15 protein-coding genes and 1 pseudogene are annotated in these 17087 nt (G+C 67.0%); 6 read left to right on the forward strand and 10 right to left on the reverse strand.

Annotated elements, in window-relative coordinates:
* Nucleotides 1–7: 7 nt before the first annotated feature.
* From ACESMY_RS18065 to mobC, 3 genes are all read right to left on the reverse strand, one after another.
* Nucleotides 8–1408, reverse strand: coding sequence for an AAA family ATPase (locus tag ACESMY_RS18065; RefSeq protein ID WP_372786009.1), 1401 nt, complete (start codon nucleotides 1406–1408; stop codon nucleotides 8–10).
* Between the two features lie 133 nt (nucleotides 1409–1541).
* Nucleotides 1542–2573 carry a relaxase/mobilization nuclease domain-containing protein gene (locus ACESMY_RS18070; RefSeq protein WP_372786010.1) on the reverse strand — a complete coding sequence of 344 codons (1032 nt, stop codon included), beginning with the start codon at nucleotides 2571–2573 and terminating at the stop codon, nucleotides 1542–1544.
* Nucleotides 2570–3094: a plasmid mobilization relaxosome protein MobC gene (gene mobC / locus ACESMY_RS18075; protein ID WP_372786011.1), complete on the reverse strand. Its 525-nt coding sequence runs from the start codon at nucleotides 3092–3094 to the stop codon at nucleotides 2570–2572. The genes ACESMY_RS18070 and mobC overlap by 4 nt, the downstream gene beginning before the upstream one ends.
* Nucleotides 3095–3412: 318 nt before the next feature.
* Between mobC and ACESMY_RS18080 the strand changes: the two genes are divergently transcribed.
* On the forward strand, nucleotides 3413–3592 hold the full coding sequence (locus tag ACESMY_RS18080; RefSeq protein WP_372786012.1) for a hypothetical protein: 180 nt from the start codon (nucleotides 3413–3415) through the stop codon (nucleotides 3590–3592).
* Complete coding sequence (locus ACESMY_RS18085; protein WP_372786013.1) at nucleotides 3568–3882, forward strand: hypothetical protein; 315 nt, start codon at nucleotides 3568–3570, stop codon at nucleotides 3880–3882. The genes ACESMY_RS18080 and ACESMY_RS18085 overlap by 25 nt, the downstream gene beginning before the upstream one ends.
* Before the next feature lie 69 nt (nucleotides 3883–3951).
* On the opposite strand, the pseudogene ACESMY_RS18090 reads toward ACESMY_RS18085, so the two are convergent.
* Nucleotides 3952–4095: pseudogene (locus tag ACESMY_RS18090) on the reverse strand (DUF736 family protein); the annotation flags it as partial.
* A gap of 174 nt (nucleotides 4096–4269) precedes the next feature.
* On the opposite strand from ACESMY_RS18090, the gene ACESMY_RS18095 reads away from it, so the two are divergent.
* The 4 genes from ACESMY_RS18095 to ACESMY_RS18110 all read left to right on the forward strand — a co-directional run bounded on the left by ACESMY_RS18095 (nucleotide 4270) and on the right by ACESMY_RS18110 (nucleotide 11520).
* Nucleotides 4270–4785, forward strand: coding sequence for an RNA polymerase sigma factor (locus ACESMY_RS18095; RefSeq protein WP_372786014.1), 516 nt, complete (start codon nucleotides 4270–4272; stop codon nucleotides 4783–4785).
* Nucleotides 4786–4797: 12 nt separating this feature from the next.
* Nucleotides 4798–5799 (forward strand): FecR domain-containing protein, encoded by a 1002-nt coding sequence (locus ACESMY_RS18100; protein ID WP_372786015.1) that lies wholly within the window; start codon nucleotides 4798–4800, stop codon nucleotides 5797–5799.
* A gap of 127 nt (nucleotides 5800–5926) precedes the next feature.
* Complete coding sequence (locus ACESMY_RS18105; protein ID WP_372786016.1) at nucleotides 5927–9016, forward strand: TonB-dependent receptor; 3090 nt, start codon at nucleotides 5927–5929, stop codon at nucleotides 9014–9016.
* Entirely contained in the window at nucleotides 9013–11520 is a 2508-nt protein-coding gene (locus ACESMY_RS18110; protein ID WP_372786017.1) for a prolyl oligopeptidase family serine peptidase, read from the forward strand. Before ACESMY_RS18105 ends, ACESMY_RS18110 begins: the two co-directional genes overlap by 4 nt.
* Here ACESMY_RS18110 and ACESMY_RS18115 read toward each other — a convergent pair.
* From ACESMY_RS18115 to ACESMY_RS18140, 6 genes are all read right to left on the reverse strand, one after another.
* Entirely contained in the window at nucleotides 11447–13219 is a 1773-nt protein-coding gene (locus tag ACESMY_RS18115) for an asparagine synthase-related protein (RefSeq protein WP_372786018.1), read from the reverse strand. The two genes, ACESMY_RS18110 and ACESMY_RS18115, sit on opposite strands and share 74 nt — an antisense overlap.
* 2 nt (nucleotides 13220–13221) lie before the next feature.
* Entirely contained in the window at nucleotides 13222–13881 is a 660-nt protein-coding gene (locus ACESMY_RS18120; RefSeq protein WP_372786019.1) for a lasso peptide biosynthesis B2 protein, read from the reverse strand.
* A 49-nt stretch (nucleotides 13882–13930) separates the two neighbouring features.
* Complete coding sequence (locus ACESMY_RS18125; RefSeq protein ID WP_372786020.1) at nucleotides 13931–14071, reverse strand: hypothetical protein; 141 nt, start codon at nucleotides 14069–14071, stop codon at nucleotides 13931–13933.
* 84 nt (nucleotides 14072–14155) lie between these two features.
* Nucleotides 14156–14920 (reverse strand): GntR family transcriptional regulator, encoded by a 765-nt coding sequence (locus ACESMY_RS18130; protein WP_372786021.1) that lies wholly within the window; start codon nucleotides 14918–14920, stop codon nucleotides 14156–14158.
* A gap of 68 nt (nucleotides 14921–14988) precedes the next feature.
* Nucleotides 14989–15930 carry a DUF2493 domain-containing protein gene (locus tag ACESMY_RS18135; RefSeq protein ID WP_372786022.1) on the reverse strand — a complete coding sequence of 314 codons (942 nt, stop codon included), beginning with the start codon at nucleotides 15928–15930 and terminating at the stop codon, nucleotides 14989–14991.
* Nucleotides 15931–16115: 185 nt separating this feature from the next.
* On the reverse strand, nucleotides 16116–16967 hold the full coding sequence (locus tag ACESMY_RS18140) for a hypothetical protein (RefSeq protein WP_372786023.1): 852 nt from the start codon (nucleotides 16965–16967) through the stop codon (nucleotides 16116–16118).
* Nucleotides 16968–17087: the final 120 nt, after the last annotated feature.

A 17087-nucleotide genomic window follows, 5' to 3' on the forward strand; every position in this document is an offset into this window, starting at 1 on the left:
ACCGAGATCACTGTTTGACGGGTTCAATCAGCTTCGCCGCCCGACGGAGGATGTCCAGCGCCCCTTGGTCTTCGGGCGTCGGCGCCACGGACAAGGACGCGGCCAGGTCCTGCAGCCTCGCGAGCTCTTCCTTTTCGGCCGGCGAGAGGCGGGTCTTCTGCAGGAGCTTGGTGCGCCGCGCTAGGTCCCTTGTCACCTCGGGCGAATAGGGGCTGTCCAGATCGTAGAGCACGCTGGTCATCAGCTCATCGATGCGCCAGGTCCGGATCACTTCGGGGTCGTTGAGAATGACCGCTTGGCCCTCCTCCTCACGCACCACAGCGATGTTGGTGTCTAGGTAGCTCTGCGCCAGCAAGGGGCTGTGCGCGGTGGCGATGAACTGAACCTGCGGAAACGCAACCGACATGTGACCGCGAAGTTCGCGCTGCCAGCGGGGGTGAAGGTGCAGGTCGAGTTCATCGATCAGGACGATCGCCGGCTCGGCCAGCGGATCGTCCGCGTCGGGGAAGTGCTGATAGAGCCGCCAGGCCAGGTCGACCGCCCAAGCGGTCATGGTTTGGTAGCCGAGGCTCAGCGAATAGAGCGGGACCTCGCCGTAGGGAGTCACGATCTGGACGCCAGTCTTCTGGCCCTTGGACCCCGGGGTTGCAGGCCCATAGAGGCTGATCGCGGCGGCGTTGGGGACGTCGGGCAACAACGTGACCAGCGCGGCCTTGACGGACTCAAGGAGGGCGGCGGCGTGCGGGCGCTTCTTGAACGCCGCATAGTCCAGTTCCTCCAGGATCTGTTGGGCGTCGGCGAGCGCCAGAGTTGGGTCGAACAGCGACGCCGTCGCTTCGTCCTGCACGTTGATGATCTCCCCAGTCCGGTCGCTGACGTGCCGTGCCGCGCCGTAACCGATCACCAAGGGCTCCACAAACGACGGCTTTCGGATCGAGCTGTGGTCGACGGTGTCCAGTTCTTCGCCTTTCATGGTGAAGCTGGCTTCAGTTGCCAGCTTCTGCATCCTGCCACCCGGCTTGCCCAGGACGTGGCCGGCCACGAAATCCGCCTTCAGCGAGACCTCGGTCTCGCCGACACGGGCCAGGTCCTCGATCTCGTCGTTTTCGCGGTTGAACAGGTCGGGCTCGATGTGGTCGGGGGCGCCCGCATTCGCCGCGTCAGGCTTGTTGGCGAGGATCGGACGCATCATAGCGAGGCATTGCAACAACGTGGTCTTTCCGACCCCGTTCTCGCCGATCACAAGCGTCCAACGGGCAGGCTTGCCGGTGGAGTCGGTCAGTTCGAGCACCTGGGTTCCGCCGAACGAGCGGACATTGTGCAGCTCCAAGCGCGTAAGATAGACGTGCCGGGTATCAGCGCTGGGCATCGAGAACTCCCACAGTCCGTCCCCGCGTATCCCGCGCAACGCGACCGATGCCTATACATGGCAAGACTCGGCGTCCGACCCAAGCGATCAGAGCCGCCGATTGTCCCGATCGGGCTGGCAACATTGCCGCCAAGACCGAACACGTCGAACGGCAGCAACGAATCAGACTCCATCACCTGCCGCGATCTCGTCCGTCAGACTCCCGCTCCTGGCTGATCGCTCCGTTTGCCGCCCGGAGTTCGCGAGCAAGCGCTAAGCGCTGACTGTCGGGCTGCGGCATGGACTGAACAAACGCTTCCACCTTTGAGCCCAGCGCGCGGTCCGCCGGATCCGGAGACCTGCTGAGCAACTGCGCCTGAGCGAGGTATAAGCTCCGCACGCTGGCCTGCCGTTTAAGCAGCTGCGTCTCCCACGGCGTCCGCGCGGTTTGGCCCGTGAACGCCGCCTTGGCCGCATCGCGGTACGCGGCGCGGCGGACGCGCGCCGGTTCGCCGCGGCCGGACTCATGTCGTTCTCGGATCTTGCGCAGCGGCGTGCGCTCGGCCTTGCGGGTGACGCCCCGAGCTCGCCGGGGAGTCGCCTCGGCCTCGACGCCGCGATCTCGCAACGCCTGGGCGAAGACCTGCCGCCAGATCTCCAGATCGGCCTTCTTCGGATTGAGCCTCTCGCCCTGATCGCCAAGCGCCCGGATGGCCAGATGGACGTGCGGATGCATCGCGTCGGTGTGGAGGGTGAAGACATAGTCGAAGCGGTCAGCAAAGACCTCGCGGGCGAAGGCGCGGGCCGCGTCGCGCACGGTCGCCGCATCGGTCTCGGCCGGCATGGAGAGCACCACGCATAGGCTGAACGGGGCGGTGGCGCGGCGGCGGCTGTCGGCCAGGGCGATGGCGCTCCAGTCATCGGCTAGCTCCCTCACGGCTGGCCGGCCGGTGATCAGGGCGCCGTCGCGGTCCTCCATCTCCAGTTCGCCGTTGCGCGAGATGTATTGGAGATGGGCGCGCAGGTGGCCGGGGTCTCGGGTGCGACCCGTGACCTTGACCATCACTTCCGGCGCCCGGCCGGCGACGCGGGCAAGCCGGGCGCGGGCGTCATCGCCAGCGCCTGATCCACCAGGCGAGAGGATCGCTCGCGGCGTTCGGCGGCGAGGCAACACCGGCGGACGCCAGGCGTCCTCGAAGCCGTGGACGGTCTGGAAGTCGGTCATGGATCGACCTGCCAGTAGGCGAGGTTGCCCTCGAAGGCCTCGCGCAGCGCCATGAGATGGGCGCGGAGTTCGGCGCGCAGATCGTCGAGATAGGCCAGCTCCAGGTCCAAGACCTTGCCCTCCATGACGGCGGTGTTCAGGGCGCGGGCGATCTGGTTCACGTTGACGCCGATGCGCCGCAGCTCGGTCTGCATGGCGAGAAGCGATAGTTCGTCCGAGCGCCGGAATGTCGGTCGCGCGTGAAGCCGGCGGCGGATGAGCGCAGCGGCCCAGGCGTTGGGGGTCAGGCCAAATTCGCCCGCGGCGGCATCGAGACCCCGGCCGTCCGCCGCCGCCAGCCGCACGGTCAGTTTCATCGGCCGCACGCCGAGCCTGCAAGGCGCATTGCACGACGGCGGGGCGGATGTGCAGGCCTGTTCGATGAGGTGGCGCAACGCCGGCGAACGACCGCCGCGCTCGGCCGCCCAGCCGTCGAACCGGACCGCCAGGTCATCGGGAAGGCGCAGTTTGAAGTCGGCCATCGACGTCCGCTGTCTGTGCACACCCGCCGCCGCCAAGGCTATCCTGCCCTCAACCGCGTCCCTTAAACTGGCTCCTCCCCTCGGTGCGCGCGACCCGTAGGTCTACGGCTCCCGCGCGCCACCCGCCGCCCCTTCGGCGCGCCCCAACCGAGCCAGTCAGGACACAGACAACATCGGAGGAATGGAGACACCTGCGCCGGTCAGGCTAGGCGCCGCGGCATCGGTGCGAACCCGGTTCGCGCGTCCTCATCTCGCCGGATAGAAACCCCGTTGCCGGCGTTTGCCTGCGACCGAGGGCTTCTTCAGGTAGGCGGCAGCTTGTCCACTTTCGATGACCTGGAACGCCTGCATCTTGGCGTCGAGCGGGGAGGCAAAGGTGCGCTTGCCCTGGACACCGTTCATACACAATCGAAAGCCTTCTGGATCGCGGCGGACCTCAAGGTCGATCTTCCGCTGTCGAATCCGCAGGCCATTTGGGACGCGCGCCCATCGCGTTGACGAGACGAGCGGCGGTCGACCCAGGGCGCATCAGATGGAATGTCCACATCGAGTGCCAAACCGCCCTGGCGAAACGCATTGCGTTCGACCAGGCCATCTATGCCGAGGCCGGGAGAAGCCAGGAGTCGGGCCAGGACCGTGAAACCGGCGATTGGCTCGAGAAGAGCTATTGGTTCACGCTGGCCGTGGAGCCCCCGCACGGGTTTCAGATCACGCCGGGACGGGTGGTCCCGGTCGTGCTGCCGCCCGCGCCAATGTTCGTGAGTGTGGACAGCCAGTTCCACGCCTGAGGCCTTTGAGCGCTGAAGCGCGTCTCGGCCTGAGAGGGCGCCCCACCCGGAGGTGGGGCGCGTCGGCGCTCAGTGGCTGCGGCTGCGGGACCAGATGAGGCTGTGGGTCTCGTCCGTCTCCACCAGGGAGGCGTAGATCGCCGCGGGGAAGCTCGGGTCGTCCAGCTTCACAGAGAGGAACTCGCCGTTCTCGCCGGTCTTGCGCCAGGCGGCTCGCTTTGCGGCACCGTCGTATCCCGCGTCCGAGCGCGACAAGGTCTGGGTCGAGGTCCACCCCGCAATGGTTGCGGTAACGGGCAGTTGGCTCTACACACTGTCAGTGTGTATTTGGTAGCGGCTCGTGAGATATATCTCCGTTGTCGCCCTATTCAGTAGGGCGAGCCGCGCTTGTCCGTTTCCAACCAAGATCCCGCGCGAGTTGATCTTGGCTCGGCCCCTCAGAGTTCGGGTGACGTTGACCAGATCTACCGTCGGCATGGCGACTGGCTGAAGAGTTTTCTCCGCCGACGCTTTGGCCCGCAAGCCGCCGAGGAGATCGCCCAGGAGACGTTCGTCCGGGCTGTCAGCTCGCGAATGCCTATCAGAGAACCGCGGAAGTTCCTGGTCCACGTGGCGATCTGCGCGGCCCGCGATCAATTTCGGCGCGAAGCGGTCCGACCAATCTTGGTGGGGGAGGGTGAAGCCACCGAAACGGCAGTGACCCCGCCCGACGCTGCCGAGGCGCTCCTACAAAAACAGATCATACGGGCTCTGCCTCCACAACTCAGGGAGGTGTTCCTCTTGAGAAGCTTCACGCCTCTGACCTATGCTCAGATTGCAGAACGGCTCGGGGTCTCGGTCAAAACCGTTGAGGAACGGATGACTAGGGCGCTGGCGATCTGCAAAGTCCTGTTGCGGGATTAGGCGGAGGTCACAATGAGCGACCTGACAGCGAATCCGTCACCGACGGACCTGGAGGCAGCGGCCTGGTTCATGCGCCTGAGCCAGCGGTCTGTAACCACGGCCGCCCTTTACGAATTTGCGGCTTGGCGACGGGACGACGCAAACGCGAAGGCCTACGCCGATATCGAGGCGACCTGGGAGGCCACCAAGCGCCTCGCCAAGGATCCGGACATTCAGGCCGCGACCGCTGCGGCCTTGCGCAAGCGACCAGCGAAGCCCCGGCTCCGAATGGCCGGTCTCTTTGGGGTCGGCCCCTTCGCCATCGGCGCGACGCTGGCCGTCGTAGTGCTCGCCGCGGCAACCTTCTGGATCGTCGGTCTGCCCCAAACCTACGAGACTCGGGTCGGCGAGCAGCGGCTCGTCGTCCTGCAAGACGGCTCTCGCGTGCGACTCAACACCAACAGTCGACTCATCGTCCGTTTCCGGCGCGATGAGCGCCGGGTGGTGTTGGCCCGCGGCGAGGCGTTCTTCGAAGCCGCCCACAACGCGGCGCGACCGTTCGTGGTGGAGGCCGATGGGGCCCGCGTCCGGGCGATCGGCACGAAGTTCGATGTCCGGCGCGACGGCGACGCGGTGAAGGTCACCTTGGTCGAAGGCCGCGTCCGTGTCGTTCAGGCCAACGGCCCATCGGCTGCAACGCTGGCGCCCAACCAGGAGCTAACCGTTACGCCGGCTGGGATCACGGCGCCCCGGGTCACGGACGCCGATGAGAGCGCTGGCTGGACGTCTGGACGGCTGACGTTTCACGGCATGGCTCTGCAGGACGCCATTGCCGAAGTGAACCGCTACGCTGCCCACAAGATCGAATTGTCAGGCCCGCAAGCCCTAGCCCGGCAGCCCCTCTCCGGGGTCTTCGACGCCGGTGACACTTCCTCGTTCGTCTCGGCGGTAATCCTGGAATTCGACCTCCAGTCTTCTGCCGACCCCGGAGGCGCGATCCGACTGAGCCCGCGCCAACCCACACCCGGCGCATAAATATTTTCAGGGAGCGACCAGGGTATGCCCCGTCCGCGTGCGGCATTCCTAGTAGACGACCAAATGTAGCGGCCGCGTTTCCGACCACTCCGGTCGGCGGACCCTACGGGATCGTCCCGGGGGAAACATGACGCTACGGACCGAACGGGATTCCGGACTCCGCGCCCAGCTCTTCGCCGGCCTGGCGCTCACCGCGCTGGTCGCGGCCTCGCCGGCGCTCGGGCAGACGAGCCACGCCATCCACATCGCCGCCGGGCCACTGGACGCGGCGCTCATCACTCTGGCCAGTCAGACCCACGAGCAACTGCTCTACACGCCTCGTCTCGTCGCCGGTCGTACGTCTCCGGCCGTGGATGGCGACCTCACCGCGGAGCAGGCGCTCGCCCGCATGATCCGGTCCTCTGACATTGTCATCAGCCGGACCGGCCCCTCGATCGTCGTGCTGCGGGCGGCGACTCCAGTCCCGCCGACCGCCGCGGTCATGCCGGGTCCAAACCGGGTGCAGGGGACGGCGGGTGGCCGCCCTTTCGCCCCTGATCCCAATCACGCGGTCGCGACGCAATCAACGCCCGGCGCCCTCGATCAGGCGACGCCAACAGCTCCGACTTCCGCGACGGTCAGCGAAATCGAAGTCACGGGAACCCACATCCGAGGTGTTACAGACAGCCCGTCGCCGGTGCAGGTCATTGGCCGCGCGGACCTCGACCGCTCCGGCTACCAGACGGTGGCGGAAGCTTTGCAGGTCCTACCCCAGAATTTTGCAGGCGCAGGAGCCGAGACGCCAACCGCGCTGGCCTCGGACCGCTCCAGCTCCAACAGCTTTTACGCCTCGGGCATCAACCTTCGCGGTCTCGGTCCGAACGCGACTCTGACCCTCATCAATGGCCACCGCCTTGCCGGCACCGGCGACAACGGCGACTTCGGCGACATCTCCACCCTGCCTTCGGCGGCCGTGGAGAGGGTCGAGGTTCTCCTGGATGGCGCATCGGCGTTGTATGGCTCTGATGCTGTCGGCGGCGTGGTGAACGTCATCCTGAGGCGGAACTTTCAGGGCGCGGAAACGCAGATCACCGATGGGGTCGCCACTCAGGGCGGCCCAGCGCAGTTCCAATTCTCACAGGTCTTCGGCCGCACCTGGACCGGGGGCAGCGTTACGATGGCGCTGGAGCACGACCAGCGGGGCGATCTGTTGGCCGCCAAGCGGTCTTTCTCCGCGACCGCGGACCTGCGACCGGAAGGCGGAACCGATCGCCGCATCGCCTTCAGTCACCCCGGCAACATCGTCAATTCGACGCCGGGGTTGACGATCCCGTTCTGGGCGATCCCCAACGGACAGAATGGAGTGGGACTGACGCCCGGCCAGTTTGTCGCCGGCACGAAGAATTTCGGGGAGCCCTTGGCGCAATCGGCGCTCTTGCCGCGCCAGGTGACCGACAGTGTCTACGCCAGCGCCAACCAATCCTTGGGCGACCGGCTCGACCTCACCGCTGACCTCACGCTGGGACGGCGTCGGTTTCGACTGCCCATCGGTTCCAACTTCTCGGGCTTCACCGTGACCCGCGGCAACCCGTTCTTCGTGTCGCCTATCGGCGCGGCGTCGGAGACGATCGACTACAGCTTCGGCGATGACCTGCCGGCCGAGCAGCAGAAAGGCTCAAGCGAAAGCCTGGAGACCTCGGTCGGCGCCGACCTGCGCCTGCCGCGCGACTGGCACATTTCGGCCTACGCGACCTACGCCGAAGACCACAGCCGCTTTACAACGACCAACCTTGTGAACACGACCGCGTTGTCGGAAGCGCTCGGAACGACGGCGGACAATCCCGCCACGGCGTACAGCGCGGCGCGGGACGGTTACTTCAACCCCTTCGCCTCGGGGAGCGTGAACAGTCAAGCCGTCGACGCCTTCATCGGCGAAGGGTTCTCGAAAAACGAGACTCGCGACCGGGTGACGAGCGGCGACATCAAGTTCGACGGCACGCTGTTCACGCTTCCCGCAGGCCCGCTGCGCACGGCTTTCGGCGCGGACGCGCGACGCGAGGAATACAGCCAGGGCGGCGCTCGGTTCACGTCAGGCACCACGCCCACCACGAGCACCCCCTCCGCCTTCAGGCGCAATGTGGTGGCGGGCTATGCCGAATTGCGTGCGCCGCTGCTGGATGCCGACAGCCCGATCGGCGCGCTTGACCTGTCGGTCGCCAGCCGGATCGAGCACTACAGCGACTTCGGCACGACTCGGAATCCGAAGTACGGACTGATCTGGACGCCGACCTCGGACCTGCACGTGCGCGCCAGCTGGGGCACGTCATTCCGGGCGCCCTCTTTGCCTGAAATATTCGGACAGGCGTTTTTCGCGCCCATTCAGTTGCCGATGGGCTCGGCGGGCAGCAAGCTTGTTGTCCTGCTGCAAAACGGAAACCCGACCCTCAAGCCCGAGACCGCCAAATCCTGGAGCGTCGGGTTCGATTGGGTGCCGCACACCGTCCCGGGCCTGCGGATCTCGGCGAGCTGGTTCGACACGAATTTCACCGGCAGGATCGACCGGCCTGTGTTTACCGCGCTCGGAACCGTCCTAAGCGATCCCGCCTATTCCTCGTTCGTCAATTTCATCTCGCCGGCGACCAACGCGGCGGACTTGGCGAAGGTGCAGACTCTGATCGCCGCGCCCGAAAATCGGGGCCTTTCGGCCTTTCCCCCCACCACCTACACCGCCATCGTCGATGCGAGATACGTGAACACCGGCGCTCTGCATGTGTCCGGCGTAGACGCACAGGTGGCCTACAGCCTTGATGTCGGCGCCACCCATTTGCAGTTTGACGCCAATGGGGCCTATCTCGACCGGTACGACGCGGCGCTGACGCCGACCTCCCGCTCGATCCGCGAGGTCAATGTCGCCAACTTCCCCGTCCGGTTTCGGGGCCGGGCGACAGCGGCGGCGACCCGCGGATCCTTCACCGGCCAACTCGCCCTGAACTTCGTCAATGCCTATAAAGGGCCTCTTGGACAGGACGTCGACAGCCAGGGGACCGCGGACCTGCAACTGCGATACGCCGCGCCGAAGGCCAGCCGATTCGGGGGCGTTTCGACCACCCTGTCGGTGCGCAACGTATTCGATCGCAAGCCGCCCTTCTACGACTCCCCGGCGAACGTTGGATACGACCCCGCCAACGCCGACCCCATTGGACGGTTCGTCTCTCTGCGACTGGTGAAGGCGTGGTGAGCCGTCTCGGCCCCTGGGCCGGGCGCAACCTTGCGATCGCAGCCTTCGCGGCCGTTCTGGCGGCGTTATGCTCGCCAGCTGCGGCGCGCCCCTACACCGTCGAGGACTTGGTTCACCAGGAGAGCTTTGGCCAGGTTGCGTTTGATCCATCTGGCCGGTGGCTCGCCTACGAGCATCGGGTCGCCCGCGTCGATGCGCCCAGCTTTCCGAGCATGGCTCGGCATGAGGTCTTCGAGAACCGCCTACGCCTCGTGGACCTGTTGCAGCCGCCGCAGGTGCGTCCACTGATCGCGAGCGATCCTGTCGGCGTCAATTTGGGGCCATTCTCGCCGGACGGACGTTTGGTGGCGGTCTACGGCCTACGGCGGGGTCGGTGGCAATTGGGCGTGGTCACCCTGGCCACCCGCCGTCTCCGGTGGCTCGATATTGACCCCGAATTCCCATTCCGGAACCGCACGGTTCAATGGCGTGGACCCGGCCAGCTGGTGGCGATCGATCGTCCCCGGGAGAGCCTGCCGCTGGTCATGAAACTTAGCGACGGCGCTCGCCGGGAATTGCCCGGGCGCTGGGCGGCTACTCAGCGCGGCGAGGTTTCGGTCACCGCAATCGGCGCAGGGCGCTACTTCGGTCTGCGGCCGAAGAAGCCGCCGAGCCGGATGGTCCTCGCCGACGTTGCGTCGGGGCGAGTGACGACGCTGGCCACGGGAGACATTGAGGACCTCGAGGTGGCGCCCGACGGACGCCATATCGCATTCACTGAAGCCGGCGCGGACATTCGTCTGGCCGCAGATCAGCCGGTCCAGGGGCCGAACGGCACGGCGTGGCATCATGAACGCCTTGGGATCGTGGATCTCGCAGACCACCACGTCCTGCACCCCTGTCCGGACCAGGACGTGTCTGGCGAGCTTCTGAGCTGGTCGGCTTCCGGTCGCCGCTTGCTCGCATTCGCGCGGCCGGACGGCGCCCCGTTGTCAGCGGGGCGGCTGGCGACTGTGTCCTCGGAAGGCCAGATGGAAGTTCTTGCACTAGGCGATGCCAAACCCGTGCTTCACGAGCGTCCGGAGGGCGCGCGGGCCGCCTGGCTCGGGGAGGTCCCCGCAGTGCTTGTGCGTCGCGCTGGGCGACAAGACTGGATCGCCGTGATGGATGGGGGGACGAGAGTTCTCACCGAGGGGCTGGACGCGGTTCCCGACAACCTGCAGCCGGTGGGCGACAGCGCGATCGGCGTGGCAAACGGCCATGCTTGGCGATTCACCGCGACGGGTGCGACGCCGCTGAAGGTCGGAGACGACGTGCGCGCGATGCCGACGTCGCCCTTCTGGGAGGCCCGCCTAGGATCGAACCCGCCGGTCACCGTGGAGCAGGTGACCTTGCAGTCCACGAACGGCGGGGTCGCACAACTGAGCGCTGTGAGCCCGGTGGCAACCTCCGCCGCGGTCAGGCTTCCGGACACTTCGTTCCGCGTCCAGGCCGCCGCGCCGGGGCGCGGCGAATTCGCGGCGATCAGCGTGGACGCCCGCGGCGTCACACGCCTCAATCTCAGAGTAGGATCGGTGTGGACCCTTCTTGACGCCGCGAACCTGCGCCAGCGCGATGTCGATCCGCTGCGGGCCATCCCAGTCCGCACATCGGCTCCAGCCTCGGGCGGCGCTCCTGGGGGCTGGCTCTATCTGCCCGCGCCGGGCGCCGTGGGCGCAGCCCCACCGCTCGTGATTGTCCCCTATCCCGGCCAGCGCCGCGCGGCGCCATCCACGTTGGCGGACTATGGCGAGAGCTACATGACCCCTAGTATCCCGGTGCTCCTTGGCGCCGGCTACGCCGTCCTCGTGCCGAGCTTGCCATTGTCCCAGGGCGAAGAGCCTTCCGTTGGCGTCGGCGCGAAGGTTCTTGAGGTCGTGGACGCCGCGGCGGCGCAGTATCCCGGCGCCTTCGATAGCCGACGTCTTGCGCTTTGGGGTCACAGCCTTGGTGGGTACGGGGTGGTGGCCATTATCACCCAGACCAATCGCATCCGGGCCGCCATCGAGATGGCCGGCCCCATGGACATGGTGGGTATGTGGGGAAGCTTCCAGGCCTCGGCGCGCGTGGATTCGTCTGAGGGCACCGGAATCTCAGGCGAGATCGGATGGGCGGAGGATTCGCAGGGCGCCATGGGCGGTCCACCTTGGCGGAATCCGGCACGCTATGTCCGCGATACCCTGGTCTTCCACGCGGACCGGATTCACACCCCGCTGCTGATCATCCAGGGCGATCAGGACCATGTCCCGATGGCCCAGGGGGAAGAGATATTCTCGGCCCTCTTTCGCCAGGACCGCGACGCTGTTCTGCTCACCTACTGGGGCGAGGAGCATATTCTCTACAGCCCAGGCAACGTCCGTGACGCCTACCGCCGCGGCTTGGCCTGGCTCGCCGATAACCTGGACCGGCCCGTCAAGGTCGCGGTCGCGACGCCTGCGGAGAGTCCGGAACCCGGGTCTGCCACCACCTCACCCAGTTCTCGATGACGGCGGCGAAAAGGATTTCGCTCGCACTGCGATCTAGGATCAGGTGTTCGGGCGTCAGGGCCGATTCCAGCGCCGGGCGATCGAGAAGTCCCGCCTCAACGAGACATCCGTCCAAAAGCAGGGGGCGAAGGTAGCCGAGACTGGCGGCGATCATGCGACCGTAGTGCGCATTGAGCTCCCCCTTGGACCGGCGATCCACCAGCAGTGCCGGCAGGCGATGGCGGAACGCCCGGCGTACGAGGGCCCGGTCGCGTCCTCCTTCGACCAGAACCGAAACCGGCAGACCCAGGCAGAATTCGACCACGGGCTGAGCCAGCAGCGGGTTCAGGATGTCGGCCGCGGCTTCGCGCCGCGACCAGCCGCGGGCGAGTTGTGCGCTGAATAGGCTCGTCACCTGAAGGCGCTTCGCTGGCAGAAGCGATTTTGTGTCCTCCGTCCACGGATCAACTGCGAATGGGGCCGAGTAGGCGCCGCGCATCAATTCGGATTGCTTGTAGAGGTCCAGCCGGCTGGGCCGTGCGAGGCCACCGAGGATCGACCATACGGGCTTACGTGTGAACCGGGCGACATCGCCCAAGTACGCGGCCGAGAGCCCTCGCAGTCCGTCGGTCTGCAGCCGATCGGCCGCGACTAGGGGTGTGGGCATTTGGAAGAAGACCAGGTCGCCGCCATGGCCGGTGACCAGGGCGCTCGCCCCGGAGGTCTCGAGCCGGGCAGCGGTGTCTCGGTCGCGGGCCGGATCGGTGGCCGGAAAGCCGGGCCGCAGACCTCTCGCGACCTCGACGAAGTCAACCTCCGTCAAGGCATTCACCGGCTTCGCAACGCAGGTCAGAGGCAAGCCTAGATGTTCCGCCGCGGCGCGCGCGTAGCGACGCTCGTCGCTCTCGGCGCGGTCGCCGAAGTAATTGAGGCAAGTCGCCACGCGGGGCGCGAGGCCACGCTGGACGATGCTGGCGGCCACAACGGCGGAGTCGAGACCGCCGGACAACTCGTCCAGGACGAGGTCGTGGGCTCCGATCAGGCCTTCGACCGCAAGCCCGACGGAATCGACGAGAGCCTCCGCGACGTCGCGGCCATCGAATGTCGAGGCGACCTTCGAAGGCCGCCAGATCAGGGTTGGCCCCCTTTCCGCCGCCCCGGGCCGTAACAGGCAACCTGGCGGAACGATCTCGATGCCGTCCAGTCCGGAGGCGATCGCGCCTTGCCCGCGATCGACGGTCCAGGACGCAATAACGTCCCAGTTCAATGTGGCCCGGGGCGGGAAGAGTCCCGCGTCCGGGGGGCCTGCCTGCGAGGTCACAAGCCGGACCCGTCCAATAGACCAAGTGAAGCATTCCAGGCCGCCAGACGGGTCGCGGAAAAGGCTGCGGGTGGTGCCATCCTGCAAGAGGCCGACGTAGGCGCCCCAGGACTCGCGGCAAAGCCGTTCTGCCGTCGCACGCGCCGTAACATGTGGATGCAGGTCGGCGACGCGAACCGGCTCGCAGCTGCCATGCCGCAGACAGATTCCGACCGCCAGCACGGAACCCTGGCCGTAGACCGTCGGATGTTTGCGGCCGCGTCCCCAGATGCGAACGTCCGCGTCGCGATGGATGGATGTCCAGCCGCTCGTCGCGGTCACCCTGGCCTCCACCGCGCGGGCTTCACTCGCAGCAAGGTCGTCTTCGGCATTCCAGAACAAGGCCAGGAAGCCGCCCACGGTCAGACGACCAGGATCGGATAATAGGCGACGAGGCGATCACGAGCGTCGTCCAGGACGGTGGAGCCTGCCTGGAGCCAACAGTGAGCCTCGAAGGGCCAGGTCCTGACCGAAAACACCCAGCGCGCGTCGAGGCCGTGGCGCCGTAAGAGGCGAAGTAGCAGGAAGGAGCGGATCAGGCATTTCGCCGGCGCTGGCGTCCAGTATGCCCAGCGATGAAATCCCGCGACGAGACGGCACATCTCTGGTCCTGGCTCGGCGTCCGGCGTGGCGGCGCGCGCGCGGGCGCCGCCGAAGGCCAGCAGGTCGGCGAAGCTCAGCCGCGGATAGATGAGCGTTGCGTCGTAGGAGGCCCGGACGAGGTTACAAGTGTCGCCGCGGCGGGCCGAGCTGTTCCGATCGGGCCAGAGGTCCGCTACGGGTTCGGGTGGGACGCAAAATGGGCCCATCGCGCCCTCGACGCGGGAGACCAGTCCGGCGGACTCCAGGTCGATTAAGGCCTCAGGGTCGGAGATCGCCAGACGCCGGCGGTCATCTGAAAGGGACAGTCCGTCAGCGTTGGGCCAGCAGAGGTAACGATCCGCGGCGGCATCCAGAAAGACGATGTCGTCGCCGATGCGTACCGCATGCACTGGCCAAGGGAGGAAGGTCTCGATTGTCATGGCGGCCAGGCGGCCGACGCGCTTGTGGGCGCGCCGACCGCCGACTTGATCACGGGTTGTAGGGGAGGAACACGAAGTCCTCGATCGCCCGGTTGCCGCCGCCGGTGTTTGTGCGGGCCTTGGCGCCGCCGGCGACGATCAGGCGCGAGATGCGCACCGGGGTGGGCGGGGTTTCATTGCGCTTGGACATTTCAACCTCCTGTTTGGTCTCGTCGCCGGGTTGGCGACGCCCCATGCAGCGCTTTCCGGAGTCTATATTCAAACTATATCGACTCTATACTTTAGGCGCTTCGGGCTCCTGATAAGCCAGTGCCGCCAGCCGATCCGCCAACCCTATTCGCCGAGCATGGAATTTGCGGATCAACGGCAGGCGCGCGGCTACCAGATCGGGCGCGCTCAAGGCGACGAGTTCGATTGCTTCGGGTGCCAAGTCCTCGATGATAGCGGCCTCGAAACGCCGGACCGGACCGAGTTGGGTCTGCAAGGTGCGATAGCTCGCGGTCAGCGCTCGACTTCCGGCTTCGGCGACCCAATCCATGAAGAGCCGCTCGATGTAACGAACCGGATTCCCCAGCGCCTCCGAACGCGCCTCGACCGGCTCAACCCCCTGACGAGTCACCCTTTCGCGGTGGGAGTCCTGAGCGATCGTCAAGTGGGTCAAGCCGAGCCGATAGAGGTCGGCGATGTCGACGCCGGATAGCGGCCGAAGGAAAAAGCCCTGGCCACGGCGATCCTCCAGAAGGCCCTCGCCAGCCAGCCTAGAGAGCGCTTCGCGGACCGGGGTCGCGCTGAGCTTCAGGGTGTCGGCGACCTCTGTGGCCGCGATGCGCGTCCCGGGCGGGAAACCGCCCTCGCGCAGACGCTCTCGAAGCTCGGCGAGCGCCCGTTGGAATGGCTCTACATGATCCGTCGCCATACGCTGTACTCCAACACCTGACACGCCCCAGTAGAATAATTCGGGGCAGAAACACGGCTTGGCAAGATGGATATATTCACCGTCCACCAAAAATAACAGGTACTTAGAGTTAATGGCGGTCATCCGGTGAACATTGCTTGCGGCGTTCCGCCATTTTATTGCGGAGCGTGAGCGTGTGAGCAGGTCCACCCCTAGCCGGGCGGACGCTTGGCGGCGATGCGGACACGCTGGACCCCGGCCTCCTCGGCGCGTTGGTCGAGATTGAGGGCCGGCCCAAAGGGACCCCGAGCGTCGCTCCGCTGCGGGTTCAAGGAGGCCGCGAGGGTGAGGACACAGACCGGCTCCAGAGCCATCAGGTCATCGTTCACGCGGAATGGCGCGGCGCGGCCGTTGCGATCGAAGTCGGCCTTGGACAGGACCAGGGTGACGGCCTTCTGCTGCGCCCACTTGATGGCCAGCTTCTCGGCGCCCTTGGTGTTGGAGGTCGCCAGCGCCATGTCCGGCCAAGTCTGCCGCGCCCAGTTCAGGGCGTCGAAGATCCGACCGGCGTCTTCAACGGTGTCGGCCAGGGGGGCAGCGCGGAAGGCCACGATGGTCGCGCCGGGATAGGCGGCGGCGTGCTTGGCGGCCTTGTGGGCACGGAGCGCGTCCCGGCCTTCGATCAGGGCGGCCGTGGTGCGCGACGCGCGGACGGTGCCCTTCCAGGGTGTCCAGACCTCACCAGTGGCGGTGGCGTAGCTGGCGGCGGCGGTATCCCGGATCATCTCCAGCGCCATGACGGCCACGTCGGCGGCACGCGCCTTCTGGGTGGCTTCCTGGATCTCGACGTCGAGGACCTCGGAGCCGTCGAAGTCGCGGATCAAACTGTTGAGGCTGTCGCGGGCGCGGTCAGCATCGCGGTCGATGCGCTGAGCCGCCGAGTGGAAGGCGCCGATCACGGTCTCGGAGACCAGGGCCTGGAAGTCCTCCAGAGCAGTGTCGCCGATCACGTCGAGGAGTTCTGTGATCACGGCATGGCCGAGATGGCAAAGCGCGTCCTCGGTCGGATGGGGACGCGGATCGTCGAGCTGTAGGGCCAGGGCCTCGAAGGCGCTGAGATCGCCGGTCAGCGGGGTTGCGGGGTAGAGAGACATCGGAGGGTCCTTTTCGTGAGGGCGGGGAGAGCCCGTAGGCTCGTTGACCGCCTCGCGCCGCCGGCCCGGCGGCCGCCACAAGGGCTTTGAGCGCAGCGCCCCTTGTGGCGGCGGCCGGACGGTGGCGAGGTCCCAAGAGCCGCAGGAGTCTCTTCCCCTCGCGGAGGCCTCAATGCCTCGCCCCGCTAAGCCGCCTTGGGCAAGATCGACTGCGCCGGCCACTTGGCCAGGATCGCGGTCAGCACCTGCGGCCGATCGATGGGGACGAACACCCGCGGCGTGTAGGCGATGATCTCCACGAAACATCCCATCGCCGTGAACAGCGTCCGTTGGGCGGACGCGCCCACGATCTCCAGCCTGGGTCGGTCCATCACCTTGGTCCGGCGCAGCCAGAGACCGCCGGTGAGGGCCACCGAAGCGCCCTCGTCCAGCACCAGCCGCGCGGCGACGGTTCCATCGCCCACGACCGTCGCGGTATCGGTCAGGCCGAGCGCGATCTTCAGCGGCGTGACCTGCGCGGGATCCAGCGCCCGGCCCAGCCAGCGCCGTCCATCGGGGGCCCTCACCCGGCGGACCGAGGTGCGCTTGTCGGGCAGGCTGGTCCAGATCGGCAGCAGGAGGCCGGTCACCAGGACCAGTTGGCGGCGGACCCAGGGGTCGGCCTCGGCGATCTCGGCCGTCCAGGCCTGCCGCCAAACGGCTTCGTCGGCCGTCTCCCAGGCGGATTCCTCGAAGGCCTTCAGCGGGGTGAGGGTTCGCGCTTCGGGCCGGATCAGGCGCACCGCGGGAACCAGCCGGTCTTCGTCGTCGGTGGCGGTCAACCCACGCACCACCAGGGCAGCCCGGCCCGACTTGCCGTTGATCGCGAAGCTGTAGGCCGCCGGATCGAGGCCGTTCAGGGCCTGCTCGATCGGCAAGACGCTGCGGCGGGTTCGGAGCTGGAAGGAGACAAGCTTGGTCTCGGCGCCTGTGGCGACATCGGTGCGGATCACCTCTTCGCCGGTCACTTCCAGGTCGTCGGCCACGATGTCTTCCATGCCCCGGTCGAGGGGGGGGGGGGGGGGGGGGCGGGGGGGCGCGCGCGGGGGGCCCGCCCGCCCCGCCCCCCCCCCGGCGGGGGGGTGGGGGGGGCGCGCCCGCCCGCGCCCCGGGGTCGG

This window comes from Phenylobacterium sp., from assembly GCF_041691455.1.
Classification (GTDB): domain Bacteria; phylum Pseudomonadota; class Alphaproteobacteria; order Caulobacterales; family Caulobacteraceae; genus Phenylobacterium.

Bases quoted from the DNA above. Each gene is read 5' to 3' on its own strand.
- ACESMY_RS18070 (WP_372786010.1), bottom strand. From the start codon at position 2,573: ATGACCGACTTCCAGACCGTCCACGGCTTCGAGGACGCCTGGCGTCCG.
- ACESMY_RS18105 (WP_372786016.1), top strand. From the start codon at position 5,927: ATGACGCTACGGACCGAACGGGATTCCGGACTCCGCGCCCAGCTCTTC.
- ACESMY_RS18135 (WP_372786022.1), bottom strand. From the start codon at position 15,930: ATGTCTCTCTACCCCGCAACCCCGCTGACCGGCGATCTCAGCGCCTTC.
- ACESMY_RS18130 (WP_372786021.1), bottom strand. From the start codon at position 14,920: ATGACCGCCATTAACTCTAAGTACCTGTTATTTTTGGTGGACGGTGAA.
- ACESMY_RS18120 (WP_372786019.1), bottom strand. From the start codon at position 13,881: ATGACAATCGAGACCTTCCTCCCTTGGCCAGTGCATGCGGTACGCATC.
- ACESMY_RS18100 (WP_372786015.1), top strand. From the start codon at position 4,798: ATGAGCGACCTGACAGCGAATCCGTCACCGACGGACCTGGAGGCAGCG.
- ACESMY_RS18125 (WP_372786020.1), bottom strand. From the start codon at position 14,071: ATGTCCAAGCGCAATGAAACCCCGCCCACCCCGGTGCGCATCTCGCGC.
- ACESMY_RS18140 (WP_372786023.1), bottom strand. From the start codon at position 16,967: ATGGAAGACATCGTGGCCGACGACCTGGAAGTGACCGGCGAAGAGGTG.
- mobC (WP_372786011.1), bottom strand. From the start codon at position 3,094: ATGGCCGACTTCAAACTGCGCCTTCCCGATGACCTGGCGGTCCGGTTC.